The organism is Azotobacter salinestris, assembly GCF_009363155.1.
GTDB classification, from domain to species: Bacteria; Pseudomonadota; Gammaproteobacteria; order Pseudomonadales; family Pseudomonadaceae; genus Azotobacter; species Azotobacter salinestris.
This window is the reverse complement of record NZ_CP045302.1, coordinates 1,971,189-1,989,859: the sequence shown is the minus strand read 5'-3', so window position 1 is coordinate 1,989,859 and position 18,671 is coordinate 1,971,189. Positions and strand designations below refer to the sequence as shown.

Here is an 18,671-nt window from a genome sequence, read left to right as displayed (position 1 = left end):
TCGCGACACCCTGCTACGAGAAAACGACTTGAGCGTTTGAGGTGTGTAGGCGGGTGTGCGACAATAGTCGCCCTTTTTGTCTGTCCGGCGTCGAGGGCGACCCCGGTCGCGCAGGCAAGCACGTTTTGAAAGCAAAGAATCTGCCCGGTGAGAGTGTCTATGAAAGCAGGTCTGTACCATCCTGAAGAATTCAAGGATAACTGCGGCTTCGGTCTGATTGCCCACATGCAAGGCGAGGCGAGTCATCACCTGCTGCAAACTGCCATTGAAGCGCTGACCTGCATGACCCACCGCGGCGGCATCAACGCCGACGGCAAGACCGGCGACGGGTGCGGTCTGCTGATGCAGAAACCGGATGCCTTCCTGCGCACCAAGGCACAGGAGCACTTCGGTGCCGAGCTGCCCGGGCAGTACGCGGTCGGCATGGTCTTCCTCAGTCAGGATGCGGGCAAGGCCGAAGCCGCGCGTGCACGCCTGAGCGAGGAGATCGTCGCACAGGGGCTGGGCCTGGTGGGCTGGCGCGAAGTGCCGGTGGATACCTCGGTGCTCGGCCCGCTGGCTCTCGAGCGCCTGCCGCGCATCGAGCAGGTATTTGTCACCGGCGAAAGTCTTTCCGACCAGGACTTCACCATCAAGCTGTTCTTTACCCGCCGGTGCGCCGAAGTCGCCCTCAAGGACGACCCGGACTTCTACGTCTGCAGCCTGTCGCACAAGGACATCATCTACAAGGGCCTGATGATGCCCGCCGATCTGGCGCGCTTCTATCCGGATCTCGGCGACGAGCGCCTGGCCACGGCGATCTGCGTGTTCCACCAGCGCTTCTCCACCAATACCCTGCCGAGATGGCCGCTGGCCCAGCCGTTCCGCTTCCTCGCCCACAACGGCGAGATCAACACCATTACCGGCAACCGCAACTGGGCCCAGGCGCGCCGCGTGAAATTCTCCAACGAACTGCTGCCCGATCTGGAAAGCCTGGCGCCACTGGTCAACCGGACCGGCTCCGATTCCTCGAGCATGGACAACATGCTCGAACTGCTGGTCACCGGCGGCATGGACCTGTTCCGCGGCCTGCGCATGATCATTCCGCCGGCCTGGCAGAACGTCGAGACCATGGACGCCGACCTGCGCGCCTTCTACGAATACAACTCCATGCACATGGAGCCCTGGGACGGTCCGGCCGGCGTGGTGCTGACCGACGGTCGCTACGCGGTCTGCCTGCTCGACCGCAACGGCCTGCGCCCGGCACGCTGGGTGACCACCAGGAACGGCTACATCACCCTGGCTTCGGAAATCGGTGTATGGAACTACGCGCCGGAAGACGTCATCGCCAAGGGACGGGTCGGCCCGGGACAGATCCTCGCCGTGGACACCGAAACCGGCGAGGTCCTGCACACCGACGACATCGACAGCCGTCTGAAGTCGCGTCACCCCTACAAGAAGTGGCTGCGCCAGAACGCCCTGCGCATCCAGGCCAACCTGGACGAGAGCGAAGGTACTTCGGCCTATGATGCCGAGCAGCTCAAGCAGTACATGAAGATGTTCCAGGTCACCTTCGAGGAGCGTGACCAGGTGCTGCGCCCGCTCGCCGAGCAGGGCCAGGAAGCGGTCGGCTCGATGGGCGACGACACCCCCATGGCCGTGCTGTCCAAGCGCGTGCGTTCGCCCTACGACTACTTCCGCCAGCAGTTCGCCCAGGTCACCAACCCGCCGATCGACCCGCTGCGCGAGTCCATCGTCATGTCCCTGGAGACCTGCCTGGGGGCCGAGCGCAACGTCTTCGAGGAGACCGCCGAGCACGCCAACCGGGCGATCCTGACCACGCCGGTGATTTCCCCCGCCAAGTGGCGCAGCATCATGAACCTCGAGCGCGAAGGCTTCGAGCGGCATTTCATCGACCTCAACTACGACGAGTCGCTGGGCCTCGAGGCCGCGGTGCGCAACATCGCCGACCAGGCCGAGGAGGCGGTGCGCGGCGGCAAGGTGGTGCTGGTGCTGTCCGACCGCCATATCGCTCCCGGCAAGCTGCCGGCGCATGCCTCCCTGGCCGTCGGTGCAGTGCACCACCGCCTGGTCGAGAAGGGCCTGCGCTGCGACTGCAACATCCTCGTGGAAACCGCCACTGCCCGCGACCCGCACCATTTCGCCGTGCTGCTGGGCTTCGGCGCCACCGCGGTCTATCCGCTCCTCGCCTACGAGGTGCTGGCCGACCTGATTCGCACCGGCGAAGTGCTGGGCGACATGGACGATGTGTTCAAGTACTACCGCAAGGGTATCTCCAAGGGCCTTCTGAAGATCCTCTCGAAGATGGGCATTTCCACCGTGGCCTCCTACCGTGGCGCCCAGCTGTTCGAGGCGGTCGGTCTCGCCGACGAGGTGGTGGAGCTGAGCTTCCGTGGCGTCGCCTCGCGCATCAAGGGCGCACGCTTCGTCGACCTGGAGGCCGAGCAGAAGCTGCTGGCCGCCGAGTCCTGGAGCAAGCGCAAGCCGATCCAGCAGGGCGGTCTGCTGAAGTTCGTCTACGGCGGCGAATACCATGCCTACAACCCGGATGTGGTGAGCACCCTGCAGGCCGCTGTGCAGCAGGGTGACTACGCCAAGTTCAAGGAATACAGCGCACTGGTCGACCAGCGTCCGGTGTCGATGCTGCGCGACCTGCTGAAGGTCAGGGAGGCCGCTCAGCCGCTGGCGCTGGAAGAGGTCGAGCCGCTGGAGGCCATCCTCAAGCGCTTCGACTCCGCCGGCATTTCCCTCGGCGCCCTGTCGCCGGAAGCACACGAGGCCCTGGCCGAGGCGATGAACCGTCTGGGTGCGCGCTCCAACTCCGGCGAGGGCGGCGAGGACCCGGCACGCTACGGCACCGTCAAGAGCTCGAAGATCAAGCAGGTGGCCACCGGCCGCTTCGGGGTTACCCCCGAGTACCTGGTCAATGCCGAGGTGTTGCAGATCAAGGTGGCCCAGGGCGCCAAGCCCGGCGAGGGCGGCCAGCTGCCGGGCGGCAAGGTCAACGGTCTGATCGCCCGCCTGCGCTATGCGGTGCCCGGCGTGACCTTGATCTCGCCGCCGCCGCACCACGACATCTATTCCATCGAGGACCTGGCGCAGCTGATCTACGATCTCAAGCAGGTCAACCCGCGGGCACTGGTCTCGGTGAAGCTGGTGGCCGAGCCGGGCGTCGGCACCATCGCCGCCGGTGTGGCCAAGGCCTATGCCGACCTGATCACCATTTCCGGCTATGACGGCGGTACCGGCGCATCGCCGCTGACCTCCATCCGCTATGCCGGCAGTCCCTGGGAGCTGGGCCTGGCCGAGGCGCACCAGACCCTGCGCGGCAACGACCTGCGCGGCAAGGTGCGGGTGCAGACCGACGGCGGCCTGAAGACCGGCCTCGATGTGATCAAGGCGGCCATCCTCGGCGCCGAGAGCTTCGGCTTCGGCACCGCGCCGATGATCGCCCTGGGCTGCAAGTACCTGCGCATCTGCCACCTGAACAACTGCGCCACCGGGGTGGCCACCCAGAACGACAAGCTGCGCCGGGATCACTTCATCGGCACGGTGGAGATGGTGATGAACTTCTTCACCTATGTCGCCGAAGAAACCCGCGAGTGGCTGGCCAGGCTGGGCGTGCGCAGCCTCGGCGAGCTGATCGGCCGCACCGATCTGCTCGAGGTGCTGCCGGGCGAGACCGCCAAGCAGGCCCACCTGGACCTGAGCCCGCTGCTCGGCAGCGCCCATGTCCCGGCCGACAAGCCGCAGTTCTGCGAGGTGGAGAAGAACCCGCCGTTCGACCCGGGTCTCTTGGCCGAGAAGATGGTCGAGCTGGCCCTGCCGGCGATCCAGGCCAAGGGCGGCGGCGAATTCGCGCTGGAGATCTGCAACTGCGACCGCTCCATCGGCGCCCGGGTTTCCGGCGAGATCGCCAGGACCCACGGCAACCAGGGCATGGTCGACCAGCCCATCACCTTCCGCTTCAAGGGCACCGCGGGGCAGAGCTTCGGCGTGTGGAACGCCGGCGGTCTGAACCTCTACCTGGAGGGTGACGCCAACGACTACGTGGGCAAGGGCATGACCGGCGGCAAGCTGGTCATCACCCCGCCGCAGGGCAGCGTGTTCAAGAGCCAGGACTCCGCCATTCTCGGCAACACCTGCCTGTACGGCGCCACCGGCGGCAAGCTGTTCGCCGCCGGTACCGCCGGCGAGCGCTTCGCCGTGCGCAACTCCGGCGCCCATGCGGTGGTGGAGGGCACCGGCGACCACTGCTGCGAATACATGACCGGCGGCTTCGTCTGCGTGCTGGGCCGGACCGGCTACAACTTCGGCTCCGGCATGACCGGCGGCTTCGCCTATGTGCTCGACCTGGACAACGGCTTCGTCGATCGGGTGAACCACGAGCTGGTGGAAATGCAGCGGATCAGCGGGGAGTCCATGGAGGCCCATCGCAGCCACCTGCAGCAGGTGCTGGCCGAGTATGTGGCCGAGACCGGCAGTGAGTGGGGCGCCCACCTGCTGGAGAACCTGGACGACTACCTGCGCATGTTCTGGCTGGTCAAGCCGAAAGCGGCGAGCCTGCAGTCGCTGCTCTCCAGCACCCGGGCCAACCCGCAGTAAGCAGCTTCGGCCGCAACCTCGCGCAAGGGCGCGAGGTTGCGGCCCATCCTGATGTGTCTTGCAGCTGCAGCTTGAGGCTCGCAGCCGCTGTATAGAGGTTTTGAAATGACTGAACGTCTGAACAACGACTTCCAGTTCATCGAAGTCGGGCGCAAGGATCCGAAGAAGAAGCTGCTGCGCCAGCGCAAGCGGGAGTTCGTCGAGATCTACGACCTGTTCAAGCCGCAGCAGGCCCAGGATCAGGCGCATCGCTGCCTCGGTTGCGGGAACCCGTATTGCGAGTGGAAGTGCCCGGTGCACAACTTCATCCCGAACTGGCTGAAGCTGGTCTCCGAAGGCAACATCCTCGCGGCCGCCGAGCTGTCGCACCAGACCAATACCCTGCCGGAAGTCTGCGGCCGGGTCTGCCCGCAGGACCGTCTCTGCGAGGGCGCCTGCACCCTGAACGACGGCTTCGGCGCGGTAACCATCGGCTCGGTGGAGAAGTACATCACCGACACGGCCTTCGCCATGGGCTGGCGTCCCGACATGTCCAAGGTCACCCCGACCGGCAAGCGTGTCGCGATAATCGGTGCCGGCCCGGCCGGCCTCGGCTGCGCCGACATCCTGGTGCGCAACGGCGTGACCCCGGTGGTGTTCGACCGCAACCCGGAAATCGGCGGCCTGCTGACCTTCGGCATTCCCGAGTTCAAGCTCGAGAAGAGCGTGCTGAGCCGGCGCCGCGAGGTGTTCGCGGGCATGGGCATCGAATTCCGCCTGAACACCGAGGTGGGCAAGGACGTGACCATGCAGCAGCTGCTCGACGATTTCGACGCGGTGTTCATGGGTATGGGCACCTACACCTACATGAAGGGCGGTTTCCCCGGCGAGGACCTGCCGGGCGTGCATGACGCGCTGGACTTCCTGATCGCCAACGTCAACCGCAACCTCGGCTTCGAGAAGTCCGCGGAAGACTTCATCGACATGAAGGGCAAGAAGGTGGTGGTGCTGGGCGGCGGCGACACCGCCATGGACTGCAACCGCACCTCGATCCGCCAGGGCGCCAAGAGCGTGACCTGTGCCTACCGCCGCGACGAGGAGAACATGCCGGGCTCCCGCCGCGAGGTGAAGAACGCCAAGGAAGAGGGCGTGAAGTTCCTCTACAACCGCCAGCCCATCGCCATCGTCGGCGAGGACAAGGTGGAAGGCGTCAAGGTGGTCGAGACCCGTCTCGGCGAGCCGGATGCCCGCGGCCGGCGCAGCCCCGAGCCGATTCCCGGCTCCGAGGAGATCCTCCCGGCCGATGCCGTGGTGATCGCCTTCGGCTTCCGTCCGAGCCCGGCGCCCTGGTTCGAGGAGCTGCAGATCAAGACCGACAGCCAGGGCCGGGTGATCGCGCCGCTGCACGACAACGAGTTCAAGCACCAGACCAGCAACCCGAAGATCTTCGCCGGCGGCGACATGGTGCGCGGCTCCGATCTGGTGGTCACGGCGATCTACGAAGGCCGCCAGGCGGCCGAGGGCATCCTCGACTACCTGGGCCTCTGAGACGACCGCGGCACGCCGCAGGCATCGGGCAGCAAGAAGGCACGGCACTCGCCGTGCCTTTTGCGTTGGGCTTTGCGAAAATGTTCGGCACTCTCTCGCTGGAACCCTGCCATGACTGTCCTGAAGAACGACCGCTTCCTCCGCGCCCTGCTCAAGCAACCCGTCGACGTCACTCCGGTGTGGATGATGCGCCAGGCCGGCCGCTACCTGCCGGAATACCGGGCGACCCGGGCCAAGGCGGGCGACTTCATGAGTCTGTGCATGAATCCCGCGCTGGCCTGCGAGGTGACCCTGCAGCCCCTGGACCGTTATCCGCAGCTGGATGCGGCGATCCTCTTCTCCGACATCCTCACCATTCCCGATGCCATGGGCCAGGGCCTGTACTTCGAGAGCGGCGAGGGGCCGCGCTTTCGCAAGGTGGTTTCCAGCCTGGCGGACATCGAAGCCCTGCCGGTGCCCGATCCCGAGCAGGACCTGGGCTACGTGATGGAGGCGGTGCGCACCATCCGCCGCGAGCTGAACGGCCGCGTGCCGCTGATCGGCTTCTCCGGCAGCCCCTGGACCCTGGCCACCTACATGGTCGAGGGCGGCTCCAGCAAGGACTTTCGCAAGTCCAAGGCGATGCTCTACGACAACCCGCAGGCCATGCACGCACTGCTCGACAAGCTGGCCCAGTCGGTCACCGCCTACCTCAACGGACAGATCCGCGCCGGCGCCCAGGCGGTGCAGATCTTCGACTCCTGGGGCGGCAGCCTGTCGTCGGCAGCCTACCTGGAGTTCTCCCTGGCCTACATGCGCCGGATCGTCGACGGCCTGATTCGCGAGCACGAAGGCCGGCGCGTGCCGGTGATCCTCTTCACCAAGGGTGGCGGTCTGTGGCTCGAGGCCATGGCCGAGAGCGGCGCCGAAGCCTTGGGCCTGGACTGGACCTGCGATATCGGCAGCGCCCGCGCCCGCGTCGGCGACAAGGTGGCTTTGCAGGGCAACATGGACCCGAGCGTGCTCTATGCCAACCCGGCGGCAATCCGCGCCGAAGTGGCACGGATCCTCGCCAGCTACGGTAAGGGCACGGGGCATGTGTTCAACCTCGGCCACGGCATCACCCCCGAGGTCGATCCGGCCCATGCCGGCGCCTTCTTCGAGGCGGTGCACGAGCTGTCCGCACGCTATCACCAGTGATCCGCGCCTGAATCGAAGCCCGATCGACCGATCGGGCTTTTGCGTTTCAGGGGCTCAGGCTGGCGACTGCTTCGGTGGCAGGCGCGACAGGTGCAGGGCTACGAGCAGGGCGAGGCTGAGCAGGACGGCGATGAACAGGCCGACGCCGATCCAGCCGGCGTGCTGCCAGAAGAGGCCGCCCGCCGTGCCGGCCACGCTGGAGCCGACGTAGTAACTGAACAGGTACAGCGACGAAGCCTGGCCGCGGGCCTGCAGGGCGCGGCGGCCGACCCAGCTGCTGGCCAACGAGTGGGCGGCGAAGAAGCCGAAGGCGAACAGCAGCATGCCGGCCAGGATCACGCCCAGCGAGCCGAACAGGGTCAGCAGGACCCCTCCCAACATCAGCAGGATCGCCGGCCAGAACACCCGATGCCGGCCCAGACGGTCGGCCAGCGCTCCGGCCTGGGTCGAGCTGTAGGTGCCCGACAGATAGACTACCGAGAGCAGGCCGACCAGGCTCATGCTCAGTTCGTAGGGCGGCTCGAGCAGGCGGTAGCCGATGTAGTTGAACAGGGTGACGAAGCCGCCCATCAGCAGGAAGGCCTCGAGAAACAGCCAGGGCAGGCCTCGGTCGGACAGGTGCAGACGCAGGCCCTGGAGCAGGTTGGCGAAGCTCAGCGGCGTCGCCCGGAAATGCCGCGAGTCCGGCAGCAGACGCCAGAACACCAGTGCCGCGAGCAGCGCCAGGCCGCCGAGGGCGGCCACCGCCACCTGCCAGGAGAAGAAATCCAGCAGCACGCCGCTGAGCAGCCGTCCGCTCATGCCGCCCAGGGCATTGCCGGAGATGTACAGGCCCATGGCCAGGCCCAGATGCTGGGGATGGATCTCCTCGCTCAGGTAGGACATCGCCACCGCCACCAGGCCGCTGAGCGACAGGCCGACCAGCGCGCGCATCAGCAGCAGGGCATGCCAGTTGGGCATCAGCGGACCGAGCAGGGTGAGCAGCGCCGCCGCACACAGCGCCGCGACCATCACCGGCTTGCGGCCGATGGCGTCGGACAGCGGGCCGGTGAGCAGCAGGCCGACCGCCAGGGTGATGGTCGAGATCGACAGCGCCAGGCTGCTCTGCGCCGCACTCAGCGAGAAGGCGGCGGAGAGTGCCGGCAGCATCGGCTGCACGCAGTAGAGCAGGGCGAAGGTGGCGAAGCCGCCGGCGAACAGCGCCCAGTTGGTGCGGCGGAACTGCGCCGTGCCCTTTTCGGTCTGGGGAGCGGCTGCGAGGCTGGCGGGGGCGGGCTGGACGGCAAGGGTGTTCATCTCGACCTCGGTGCGGGCGATGGCCGGCCGGCGGTCCGGCGGATGCCGATCAGGATAAGTGAGGCGATATTCTGGGTTCCAATATATTGTTCGACTGATTTGATATGTATTGCGAATCAATGAGGCCGCCATGGAACTCCGTCACCTGCGCTACTTCATCGCCGTCGCCGAGGAGCTGCACTTCGGACGCGCCGCCGAACAGCTGGGCATCTCCCAGCCGCCGTTGAGCCAGCAGATCCAGGCTCTGGAAGAGGAGCTCGGCGCGCGCCTTTTCGAGCGCACCAACCGCCGGGTGATGCTCAGCGAGGTCGGCCGGCTGTTCCTGCCCGAGGCGCGCCAGGTGCTGGCCCAACTGGAGCAGGCAGTCGCCGTGGCCCGGCGTGCCCAGCGTGGCGAGCTGGGCGAGCTGAAGGTCGGCTTCACCTCCTCGGCGCCCTTCACTTCGACCATTCCGCGTGCGATCCGCGCCTTCCGCCAAGCCTGCCCGGAGGTGCATCTGGATCTGCGCGAGCTGAGCAGCCGCGGGGTCGCCGAGGCGGTCCACGAGGGACGGCTGCAGGTCGGCGTGCTGCGCCCTCTGGCGCCCCTGCCGGAGGAGCTGGTGGCCTTTGAGCTGTTCGCCGAGCCCCTGGTGGTGGTCCTGCCGGTCGGCCACCGACTGGCCGGCGGTTGCGCCGCTGGGGTGCAACTGGCCGAGCTGGGCGAGGAGCCCTTCGTGTTCTTCCCGCGCAGCTTCGGCACCGGGCTCTACGACCAGTTGCTCGGTCTGGCCCGAGCCGCCGGCTTCATCCCGCGCATCGTGCAGGAAGCTAGCGAGGCCATGACCCTGATCGGCCTGGTCGCCACCGGCCTGGGTGTCACCGTGCTGCCGGCCTCCTTCAGCCGCATGCGCATCGACGGCGTGGTCTGCCGCACCCTGCTCGATCCGGGCGCCAGCACCGCGGTGTGGCTGGTGCGCCGGCGGGACGAGGCCTCGCCGCTGGTGCGGCGCTTTGCCGAGTTGCTCGAGCGGGAGGCGCGCGAGGCGCAGCCGCCCCGGCCAACCACCAAGGGATAAGCGCACGCGCCGACGGAAATGGGGTTAAATGCTGAATCTTCAGCAGACCGGGCGGAAGGAGACGGCAGCATGCGGCGCGTGGTGTTCAATCAGAAGGGCGGGGTCGGCAAGTCGAGCATCGCCTGCAATCTGGCGGCGGTGAGTGCGGCGGCGGGCTACCGCACCCTGCTGGTCGACCTCGACAGCCAGGCCAACTCCACCCACTACCTCAGCGGCTTCTGCGGCGAGGACATTCCGCTGGGCATCGCCGACTTCTTCAAGCAGGTGCTCACCGGCGGGGTGGGCAAGCGGCCGAAGGTCAAGGTGATCGAAACGCCCTTCGCCAACCTCGACCTGGTCACCGCCTCGGCCGAGCTGGCCGACCTGCAGCCCAAGCTGGAGGCCAAGCACAAGATCACCCGTCTGCGCAGACTGCTCGACGAGCTGGGCGGCGATTACGAGCGGATCTATCTGGATACGCCGCCGGCGCTGAATTTCTACACGGTTTCCGCACTGATCGCTGCCGACCGCGTGCTGATTCCCTTCGACTGCGACAGCTTCTCGCGCCTGGCGCTGTACGCCCTGCTCGCCGAGATCGACGAGCTGCGCGAGGACCACAACGAACACCTGCGGGTCGAGGGCATCGTGGTCAACCAGTTCCTGCCGCAGGCGGCGCTGCCCCAGCGCATGCTCGACGAACTGATCGCCGAGTCGCTGCCGGTGCTGCCGGTGTATCTCGGCAGCTCGGTGAAGATGCGCGAGTCGCACCAGGCCTGCACGCCGCTGATCCATCTGGAACCGAAGCACAGGCTGACCCGCCAGTTCGTCGCGCTGCACGACCTGCTGGAGTCGGCCGACTGACCGGGGCCTGTTGATACTACTCTCCGCGAGCCGCGTTGCCGCGCAACCTAGGCGGCCCCACCCGCAGGGACGGGCCTGTTTTTGCGCGGTGCGTCGTTGCTCGCCGTTCGTTTGGAATGACCAAACTTCTCTCCTCGCGCCTAACCCCGCGCAAAAACGGGCTCCGTCGCGGCCGCGTGGAGTAGTGCCAACAGGCCCTAACGCATCACCAGCAGGTCACAGGGCGGGGTGTCCAGATAGTAGCGGGTCAGGCTGCCGAGCAGCCGCTCGCTCAGGGCGTCGCGGCTGTGCCCGCCGAGGGCGAGCAGTTGCGCGCGCTGGCTGGCGATCGCGGCGTCCAGGCAGGCTTGCCGCTCGCCGCTCTGGAAGCCATGGCTGAACTGCACGGCACGCGGTGGCAGGGCGGTGAATTCGGCGCCGATGAAGCGCTCGAAGAGCGACTGCTGGAAGGCCTGCTCGTCCGGATTGTCCGCGGCGTGGATGGCGGCGACCTCCTGCACGTGCAGGGCCCTGAGCTGTGCGCCGGGCGGCAGCAGCTGCCAGGCCGCACGCAGGGCGCGGCTGGCGCAGGGGGAAAAGTCGATGGCGGCAAGGGCGCGTTCGTAGGGCGCGGCGGCCGGGTCGATCGCGACCAGCACGGGAACCGGGCTGGCCTGCAGGATGCGCTCCTGCACGCTGCCGGCGAAACCCTCGGTGGGTTGCCGGTGGTGGCTGCCGAGCACCAGCAGGTCGCAGCTGCCGAGGCTGATGTACTGCAGGATGAGTTCGGCGGGGTGGGGCCCCACCTCCAGGCGCAACTGCACGTCCAGGGCCGGCTGGCCCTGCAGATGGTGGGCCAGGGTCTGCTCCTCGGCGCTGCGCAGCCGGGCGAGCAGGGCCGGCGAGGGCTGGCTGGAGGCCACGTGCAGCAGGGTCAGGCGTGCCTGCAACTGACCGGCGAGCTGGATAGCACGACGCAGGGCGATATCGCCTTCGGGGCTGAGATCATGGGCGATCAGAATATGCTTGGCCATGGCGCTTCCTCCTGAGGGGGCCTCAGTCTGGCGGCAAGCCGGGAGCCCGGCCTTGACCTGCGGCAAACCTGCCGCAGCCTTGATGTGACGCTGGCGACGCTTCAGACGCCCTGCTGGCGCAGCCAGGCGAGCAGCTGCGGAAGCGGCAGGGCGCCGCTCTGGCGGGCCACTTCGCGGCCAGCCCTGAACAGAATCAGACTGGGAATCGAGCGGATACCCAGCTGTCCGGCCAGCTGCGGTTCGGTCTCGCTGTCCAGCTTGGCCAGGCGTACCCGCCCCGTCAGCTCCCGGGCGGCCTGCTCGAAGGTCGGCGCGAAGGCCTTGCACGGCCCGCACCAGTCGGCCCAGACATCCAGCAGCAGTGGCAGATCGCCCTTGAGCTGGGCAGCGAAGCCGGCGGCGTCGACGGCGAAGGGTTTGCCGGGCAGCACGGGACTCTTGCAGCGCCCGCAATGCGGCGCCTCGTCCAGGCGTGCGGCGGGAATGCGGTTGAGGCTGTGGCAGTGCGGGCAGGGAATCAGCAGGGCGTCGGTCATGGTGGGCTCCGGAGGCGTTCGTTACCTATCTGGAGCCGCGGGCGGGAAAATCAAGGGAGGCTGCCGCCGAGTGGATTCGGTGGCAGCGGAGGGGCTGCGGGGCTCCGTGCTTCAGGTCAGGCCGATATAGATGTTGTAAGCGCTGATCAAGGTGATCAGGCAGCCAACGATGGTCAGCAGGGTTCTGGCCGACAGCTTCTTGCACAGCAGGGCAGCGAATGGAGAGGCGAACAGGCCGCCGAACACCAGGCCGGCGACCAGCTTCCAGGTATCCGGCTGCCCGGCCAGCAGGATGAACGAGGTGGCGCTGGAAAGGGTCAGGAAGAACTCGGCGAAGTTGACCGAACCGATCGTCGTGCGCGGGTCGCTGCCGGAGCCGAGCAGGCTGCTGGTGACCACCGGCCCCCAGCCACCGCCACCGGCGGCATCGACGAAACCACCGAATAGGGCCAGCTTGGCCACATGCTTGGGCGCTTTGCGCTGGATCACATGGCGGTACGCCTTGCTCAGGATGTACAGGCCCATCAGTAGCAGGTAGGCGGAAATGAAAGGCTTGAGTACCTTGCCGTCGAGCTGGGTGACCAGCACGGCGCCGAGTACTGCGCCGATGATCCCTGGCAGCAACAGGCGCAGAAACAGCGACTTGTTGACGTTGCCCAGCTTGACGTGAGCGATACCGGATATCCCGGTGGTGAATACCTCGGCGATGTGTACGCTGGCGCTGGCCGCCGCCGGCGAGGCGCCGGCACTGAGCAGGAAGGTGGTGGCCGTGATGCCGTAGGCCATGCCCAGCGCGCCATCGATTATTTGCGCGAAGAAGCCAACAGCAACGGCGCTCCAGAAGGTCTGGCTGGCCAGGGTCTGCTCGATGATCTCCAGACCAGTGATGCCGCCGTTGTCACCGAAGAACAGGCGCCAAGTGAGAAATACCACCAACCCGGCCAGGATCAGCGCGGCCGCCCACATGGCTGCGCGCAGGACAGGGTGGTTGTCCGGGTGCGAAACGAAGTCTTCTACGGGGGGTAATCCCAGTGCTTGGTGCTCCGCGTTGAGCAGACTTGGGCTGAGATCGAGATCGCGGATTTTCATGCAGTTGCGCCTGGCAGTGGGTGGTAGAACAGGCAAAAGTGAAGCCGCCGCAAAGATAAGCGGCTTTTTTTAGATAGTCTAAGAATGTTTGAGAAGGTTTATATGCAAAATAGGATTAAATGCGCCTGATTGCCTGCCTCGTCCGGCGTGCGGCATCCTAGGGCTTTGCGTCACGATCGGCAGGAGGCGTCATGAAAGCACTGGATGACGAGATCGGCCGCCAACTGGCCCGGGCGATGGCCGCCGGTCAGCTGCGCGCCGGCGCGGGCAAGCCGCTGGTGATTGACGAGGCCTGGCTGCAGACCCCGCCCGGGTTGCGCATGGCCTTTCAGATCCTGAAGAGCGCTGGGGTGCCGCCAGCGGAAGTGGAGCTGTTCCAGCAACGTGCCAGCCTGCGCGCCAGCCTGGCGGCGGCCGGCGACGAGCCCACCCGCCTGCGCCTGCGCCTGCAGCGCCAGCTGGCCGAGCTGGAGCAGGACATCGCCTTCCGTCTGGAGGCGCTGTGCAAGTTGGGGCAGGGCTGAGGCGCCCCGCTTTGTCGAGCTTGTCGGGTCAGGCGAGGTTTGGGCTGCTGGAGCGCTTCTTTCCCGAGGTATCGTGAAAGCCTCCGGCAGACAGTGCGACGCGTCGTTGAACAGGTCAGGACGAGCAGCTGATCTCCAGGTGCTTGCCCCATTCCGGCGGGCGTTCGGCGTAGCGCTCCATGCCCGGCTGCTCGTCGAAGGGGCGCGAGAGCACGGCGTGCAGTTCGCGGACCGGACCGTAGTCGCCGCGTTCCGCCGCCTCGATGGCCTGCTGGGCCAGGTAGTTGCGCAGGATGTACTTCGGATTGACGGCATGCATGCGCGCGCATCGGGCCGCCTCGTCCGGCTCGCCCTCGCGGGCGAGGCGCGCCAGGTAGTCTTCGGCCCAGGCGTCGAAGCCGGCCAGGTCGACGAAGTCCTCGCGCAGGCCGCGCAGGGCGGCCGCTGCCGGGCTGTCGCCCAGCTCGCGGAAGAAGCCGCTGTAGTCCACCGCGCTGCCCTGCATCAGCTGCAACAGGCGCTGTATCCGCTCGCGGTCGTCCGCTTCCGCCGTGGTGAGGCCGAGGCGGCGGCGCATCAGCTCCAGCCAGGCGCCGCGGAACAGCGGCAGGAAGCGCTTGAGGCTGTCCAGCAGGGCATCCCTGTCGACGAAGGGGGTCAGCGCCTGGGCCAGCGCGGAAAGGTTCCAGTGGGCGATGGGCACCTGGTTGTCGAAGGCGTAGCGGCCGGTATCGTCGGAGTGGTTGCAGACGAGGCCCGGGTCGAAGTCGTCGAGGAAGGCGTAGGGACCGTAGTCGAAGGTGATGCCGAGGATCGACATGTTGTCGGTGTTCATCACCCCGTGGCAGAAGCCGTAGGCCTGCCAGTGGGCGAGCAGCGTCGCGGTGCGCTCCAGCACCCGGTCGAAGAAGGTCCGGTAGGGCTCGGGGTGTTCGAGGCAGTCGGCGAAGTACTCGCCGATGACGTAGTCCAGCAACTGGCGCAGGGCCTCATGCTGGCGGGTGTAGTAGAAGAACTCGAAATGGCCGAAGCGCACGTGGCTGGGGGCCAGGCGCAGCAGCGTGGCGGCGCGCTCCTCGGTTTCCCGCCAGACCGGGGTGTCCGAGGCGGTCACGCAGAGCGCCCGCGAGCTGGGGATGCCGAGGGCGTGCAGGTGCTCGCTGGCGAGGAATTCGCGGATCGACGAGCGCAGCACGGCGCGGCCGTCGCCCATCCGCGAGTAGGGGGTCTTGCCGGCGCCCTTCAGGTGCAGGTCCCAGCGTTCGCCGGCCGCATTGATCACCTCGCCGAGCAGGAGGCCGCGGCCGTCGCCGAGCTGGGGGTTGTAGAAGCCGAACTGATGGCCGGAGTAGACCATGGCGCGCGGTTCGGCACCGGGCCAGGGGCTCTGTCCGGAGCAGAACGCGACGAGCTGCGGATCGTCCACCGTGGCCGGGGCGAGATCGAGCAGCGCCAGCGCCGCGGGACTGGCCACCACCAGCCGCGGCGACGCGATGGGGAGCGGCGTCACCGCGGTGGAAAAGGTATCGCCGAGGCGGGCGAAGCGGTTGTCGAAGGTGAGCTCGCTCAGGTGTTTCACGACGATCCTCCGGCACTACCTGGATCCGCTCACCATAGCATGCGCGCTCGCCGGTGGAATCACACCTTGCCCGCCGGTGCGGGCAAGGTGGCCGGCTTGTCCACCGCGGCGCCAATGGCCGCCTGGACTTCACCGCTCTTGAGCAACTGCTCCTGGCCCTTGGCGTTCTTGACGAACACGTCGACCTGGCGGAAGGCGATGTCGATGTGGTGCTCGCGGAACAGCTCGTCGATGCGCCGGTTGATCTCGTCGGTGGCGCGGCCGCGGTCGGCCAGTTCGCGCACGTGGACGATCAGGTCGTGGTCCAGGGTGCTCTCGCCGAAGGTCTGGAACAGCACCAGCGGCTCCGGGTCGCGCAGCACCCGCGGGTTCTCCCGCGCGGCCTTGTAGAGCAGCTCGCGCACCAGGTCCAGGTCCGAGCCGTAGCCGACGCCGACCTTGAGCACCAGACGGGTGACGGTGTCGCTCAGGGTCCAGTTGATCAACTGGCTGGTGATGAAGGTCTTGTTCGGCACCACCACCACCTTGCGGTCGGCATCGATGATGTGGGTGGCGCGGATGCGGATCCGGCTCACCCAGCCGCTGACCCCGCCGACCGTCACCGTGTCGCCGATGCGCACCGGACGTTCGAAAAGGATGATCAGGCCGGAGATGAAGTTGGCGATGATCTCCTGCATGCCGAAGCCGATGCCCACCGAGAGCGCGGCGACCAGCCACTGCAGCTTGTCCCAGCTGACCCCGAGGATGGACAGCGCGGTGACCAGGCCGAAGCCGTAGATGGCGTAGGAGAGCAGGGTGGTGGTGGCGTAGGAGCTGCCCTGGGCCAACTGCAGGCGCGAGAGGATCAGCATCTCCAAGAGGCCCGGCAGGTTGCGCGCCAGGACCACGGTGACGGTGCCGATCAGCAGGGCGGCCAGCACGTCGCGCAGGCTGATCGGCACCAGGCTGGCGGCGCCGGCGGCTTCGCTGGCGAATTCATAGAGCACGATGTTGTCCAGGTAGTCGATCACCGAGAGCAGGTCGGCCCAGACCCAGTACAGGGCGCTCAGCAGCACGCCGAACAGGACCAGGCGGATCAGCCGCAGCGACTGCTGGTTGACCTGCTCGATGTCGAGTACCGGTTCCTCCTTGGTCGTCTCGCCTGTCTCGCTGCCTTCCGCCGCAGCCGCCTGGCGCTTGGCCAGGGCGCGTTGGTAGGCCAGGCGACGCGCCGCGACCGACAGGCCGCGCACCACGGTGGCCTCGATCAGTGCCCAGAACAGCAGCACGTAGAGAGTGGTGACCAGGCGGTCGCTGAGCCGCAGGGCGGTGTAGTAGTAGCCGAGCACCAGGCCGAGGATCAGGCCGATCGGCAGCACGGTGAACAGCAGGCCGATCAGCAGGTTGATCGGCGAGGCGTTCTGGCTGGCGGGGCCGCGCAGCAGGAGCTTGCCCAGCAGCCAGGCCATCAGCGCATAGCCGGACAGCAGCACGAGGATGCCGAGCACGTCGTTGTCCAGCGCGCCCGGCTGGTTGCGGGCGAAGCCGACTACCCCGACCAGGGCCAGCACCACGATGGTGAAGCGGCGCATCTGCTTGCGCAGGAAGGCGACCTGCGGCCGGGCCCAGCCGAAGTGCAGTTCGGCCACGCCGCCGGGGGAGAGGATCTTGTAGGTGCTGTAGAGCACCAGCCAGGCCAGCGCCATGTCGTTCAGCGCGGCGCCCAGGTAGGCGTTCTGGCCGCGGGCGTCCATCTGCAGGGTATAGCCGCCGAGAGCGAGGAACAGGGTGCCGGGCAGCGCCAGCAGCAGGTTGAAGAGCAGGGCCAGCGGGGTGTGCCGCTGGCTGTCGCGGCGGTAGTGGCCGATGTCGGCGTGCAGCGCCTCGAGCTTGCGGTTGATGGCTCCGCGCTGCCAGAGCAGCAGGCCGATCAGCAGCAGCAGCGGCAGGAAGATCCAGGGACGCTGGATCAGGCCGGCGCCCAGGTCCTCGAGGATGGTCTTCCAGGAGGTGCCGGCGACCTGCTCCTGGAGGCGCTGCGGCGCGGTCTTCAGCCAGTCCAGGTCGAGCGGCTTGTTGCTGGGAATCCAGAACAGCTGCTCTTCCAGGGTGGCTTCCACCTTTTTCGCGGTATCGAGCAGCTGCTTCTGGTTCAGCTGCAGGGTGATCTCTTCGTTGAGCAGGGCGTTGAGCTCGCGGTCGAGGCGCTCGATCAGGTCGCTGCGGCTGCTCACCAGCTCCAGCAGGCCGCTGCGCAGTTGTTGCGGATCGACCGACGCTTCCCCTTCTGCCGTCTGCTTGGCCAGCAAGCGATCGACGTAGGCCTCGGGGTCGCTGATCTCGCTGCGCTTCTGGCCCAGCTCGAACTGGTAGAGGCGGATGTCGCCGATTTCGTCGGCGAGGCGGCCGTCGCTCTGCACCTGGGGAAGGGCGAGCTTCTGCTGCAGGAGGATCTTGGCCAGCAGCAGACTGCCGCGCAGGACCTCGATCTGCTCCTCGAGGGCCTGCTCGTTCTGGCTGAGGCTGTCCAGGGTGTGCTTGGTTTCCAGGTTCTGCCGGGTCCGCTCGTTGAGACGGTCGGTGGTACGCAGCAGGGCGTCGGACAGTTTCAGGTTGGCCGCGGTTTCCTTGGCCAGCAGGCTGTCGGAGCCGGCTGCGCTGGCATTGCGGGAAAGCTCGGCGAAGGTTTCCTCGGACAGCGCCATGCGCTTTTCGTTGATCACCGCCTGCAGGGCGGCGATCTCCTTGGTCAGGCGCTGGATGCGCTCCTGCAGCAGATCGCGCTGGCTGGTGCCCAGCTCGAGGAGCTGGCTGTTGCCGGCCAGTTCCTGGCGGCGCAGCGCGGTCTTGGCTTCCAGGGCGGCGAGTTCGGCCTCCAGCAGGCCGCGGCCCTCGGTGGTCAGCGGCTTGCCGTCCTGCTTGCCGCTCTTGAGAAGGGCGTTGATCTCCAGGATGCGGGCCTGGTTCGCGGCAATTTCCGTTTGTGCCCGCTCCGGGCGGGTCTGCGAGCTGACCAGCAGGCTGTTGGCCTCGTTCAGGGCCTGCTGCCATTCGGCCATCTGGCTGTTGCGGGTGGTCAGCTGGTCCATCAGCCGCGGCAGCGGAGTGTTGCCGTTCGGTGCGGTCACCGGCTTCTGCGCGGCCTCCTTGAGGCTTTCCAGCTCGCGCTGGGAGGTCTTGATCTGCTGCGGCGCGGCGGCCAGCCGGCGCTTGAGCTCGTCCATGGCCTGGCGGCTCTTGTCGAGGAGGTCGAGCTGGACGAGGCTCTGCTCGAGCTGCTGCTTGACGGTGGCCTGGTCGGCCTCCGGCAGCTTGCGCTCGGCCAGGCCGTCCAGGCTGGTCTGCACGGCCTTGCGGCTGGGCGGCTCGGCGGCTTGAAGAGCGGGAATATGAAGGCAAAGCGCGAGAAGAAGAACGCTGAACAGGGAACGCGAAACAGTCATGGCG

General features: G+C 67.1%; 12 protein-coding genes. 6 read left to right on the top strand and 6 right to left on the bottom strand.

Going from position 1 to position 18,671, the window contains the following annotated elements; translation table 11 throughout:
• The first annotated feature begins 159 nt into the window (after window positions 1-159).
• From gltB to hemE, 3 genes are all read left to right on the top strand, one after another.
• Entirely contained in the window at window positions 160-4,605 is a 4,446-nt protein-coding gene (gltB, locus tag GCU53_RS09315; RefSeq protein WP_152387365.1) for a glutamate synthase large subunit, read from the top strand.
• A 105-nt stretch (window positions 4,606-4,710) separates the two neighbouring features.
• A complete protein-coding gene (locus tag GCU53_RS09310; protein WP_152387364.1) occupies window positions 4,711-6,132 on the top strand; it encodes an FAD-dependent oxidoreductase in 1,422 nt (473 codons plus the stop codon).
• 111 nt (window positions 6,133-6,243) lie between these two features.
• Window positions 6,244-7,311 (top strand): uroporphyrinogen decarboxylase, encoded by a 1,068-nt coding sequence (hemE, locus tag GCU53_RS09305; protein ID WP_152387363.1) that lies wholly within the window; start codon window positions 6,244-6,246, stop codon window positions 7,309-7,311.
• A gap of 54 nt (window positions 7,312-7,365) precedes the next feature.
• Here hemE and GCU53_RS09300 read toward each other — a convergent pair whose 3' ends face one another.
• Window positions 7,366-8,607 carry an MFS transporter gene (locus GCU53_RS09300; protein ID WP_208845463.1) on the bottom strand — a complete coding sequence of 414 codons (1,242 nt, stop codon included), beginning with the start codon at window positions 8,605-8,607 and terminating at the stop codon, window positions 7,366-7,368.
• 130 nt (window positions 8,608-8,737) lie between these two features.
• Here GCU53_RS09300 and GCU53_RS09295 point away from each other — a divergent pair, with 130 nt between their 5' ends.
• Both GCU53_RS09295 and GCU53_RS09290 read left to right on the top strand, forming a co-directional pair.
• Window positions 8,738-9,664, top strand: coding sequence for a LysR family transcriptional regulator (locus GCU53_RS09295; protein WP_152387361.1), 927 nt, complete (start codon window positions 8,738-8,740; stop codon window positions 9,662-9,664).
• 69 nt (window positions 9,665-9,733) lie between these two features.
• Window positions 9,734-10,504 carry a ParA family protein gene (locus tag GCU53_RS09290; protein WP_152387360.1) on the top strand — a complete coding sequence of 257 codons (771 nt, stop codon included), beginning with the start codon at window positions 9,734-9,736 and terminating at the stop codon, window positions 10,502-10,504.
• A 197-nt stretch (window positions 10,505-10,701) separates the two neighbouring features.
• On the opposite strand, the gene GCU53_RS09285 is transcribed toward GCU53_RS09290, so the two are convergent.
• From GCU53_RS09285 to GCU53_RS09275, 3 genes are all read right to left on the bottom strand, one after another.
• Window positions 10,702-11,517, bottom strand: coding sequence for a universal stress protein (locus GCU53_RS09285; RefSeq protein WP_152387359.1), 816 nt, complete (start codon window positions 11,515-11,517; stop codon window positions 10,702-10,704).
• Between the two features lie 101 nt (window positions 11,518-11,618).
• Window positions 11,619-12,053 (bottom strand): thioredoxin TrxC, encoded by a 435-nt coding sequence (gene trxC / locus GCU53_RS09280; protein WP_152387358.1) that lies wholly within the window; start codon window positions 12,051-12,053, stop codon window positions 11,619-11,621.
• A 111-nt stretch (window positions 12,054-12,164) separates the two neighbouring features.
• On the bottom strand, window positions 12,165-13,142 hold the full coding sequence (locus tag GCU53_RS09275; protein WP_152387357.1) for a sulfite exporter TauE/SafE family protein: 978 nt from the start codon (window positions 13,140-13,142) through the stop codon (window positions 12,165-12,167).
• A gap of 191 nt (window positions 13,143-13,333) precedes the next feature.
• Here GCU53_RS09275 and GCU53_RS09270 point away from each other — a divergent pair, with 191 nt between their 5' ends.
• Entirely contained in the window at window positions 13,334-13,666 is a 333-nt protein-coding gene (locus GCU53_RS09270; protein WP_152387356.1) for a DnaJ family domain-containing protein, read from the top strand.
• A gap of 115 nt (window positions 13,667-13,781) precedes the next feature.
• On the opposite strand, the gene selO is transcribed toward GCU53_RS09270, so the two are convergent.
• On the bottom strand, window positions 13,782-15,245 hold the full coding sequence (gene selO, locus GCU53_RS09265) for a protein adenylyltransferase SelO (protein ID WP_152387355.1): 1,464 nt from the start codon (window positions 15,243-15,245) through the stop codon (window positions 13,782-13,784).
• Between the two features lie 59 nt (window positions 15,246-15,304).
• Window positions 15,305-18,667: a mechanosensitive channel MscK gene (gene mscK / locus GCU53_RS09260; RefSeq protein ID WP_152387354.1), complete on the bottom strand. Its 3,363-nt coding sequence runs from the start codon at window positions 18,665-18,667 to the stop codon at window positions 15,305-15,307.
• Window positions 18,668-18,671 lie beyond the last annotated feature (4 nt).

What these genes read in the sequence shown, in the direction of transcription:
- GCU53_RS09290 (WP_152387360.1), top strand. Translation starts at nt 9,734, where the DNA reads ATGCGGCGCGTGGTGTTCAATCAGAAGGGCGGGGTCGGCAAGTCGAGC.
- GCU53_RS09310 (WP_152387364.1), top strand. Translation starts at nt 4,711, where the DNA reads ATGACTGAACGTCTGAACAACGACTTCCAGTTCATCGAAGTCGGGCGC.
- trxC (WP_152387358.1), bottom strand. Translation starts at nt 12,053, where the DNA reads ATGACCGACGCCCTGCTGATTCCCTGCCCGCACTGCCACAGCCTCAAC.
- hemE (WP_152387363.1), top strand. Translation starts at nt 6,244, where the DNA reads ATGACTGTCCTGAAGAACGACCGCTTCCTCCGCGCCCTGCTCAAGCAA.
- GCU53_RS09285 (WP_152387359.1), bottom strand. Translation starts at nt 11,517, where the DNA reads ATGGCCAAGCATATTCTGATCGCCCATGATCTCAGCCCCGAAGGCGAT.
- gltB (WP_152387365.1), top strand. Translation starts at nt 160, where the DNA reads ATGAAAGCAGGTCTGTACCATCCTGAAGAATTCAAGGATAACTGCGGC.
- GCU53_RS09300 (WP_208845463.1), bottom strand. Translation starts at nt 8,607, where the DNA reads ATGAACACCCTTGCCGTCCAGCCCGCCCCCGCCAGCCTCGCAGCCGCT.
- mscK (WP_152387354.1), bottom strand. Translation starts at nt 18,667, where the DNA reads ATGACTGTTTCGCGTTCCCTGTTCAGCGTTCTTCTTCTCGCGCTTTGC.
- GCU53_RS09275 (WP_152387357.1), bottom strand. Translation starts at nt 13,142, where the DNA reads ATGAAAATCCGCGATCTCGATCTCAGCCCAAGTCTGCTCAACGCGGAG.
- GCU53_RS09295 (WP_152387361.1), top strand. Translation starts at nt 8,738, where the DNA reads ATGGAACTCCGTCACCTGCGCTACTTCATCGCCGTCGCCGAGGAGCTG.
- GCU53_RS09270 (WP_152387356.1), top strand. Translation starts at nt 13,334, where the DNA reads ATGAAAGCACTGGATGACGAGATCGGCCGCCAACTGGCCCGGGCGATG.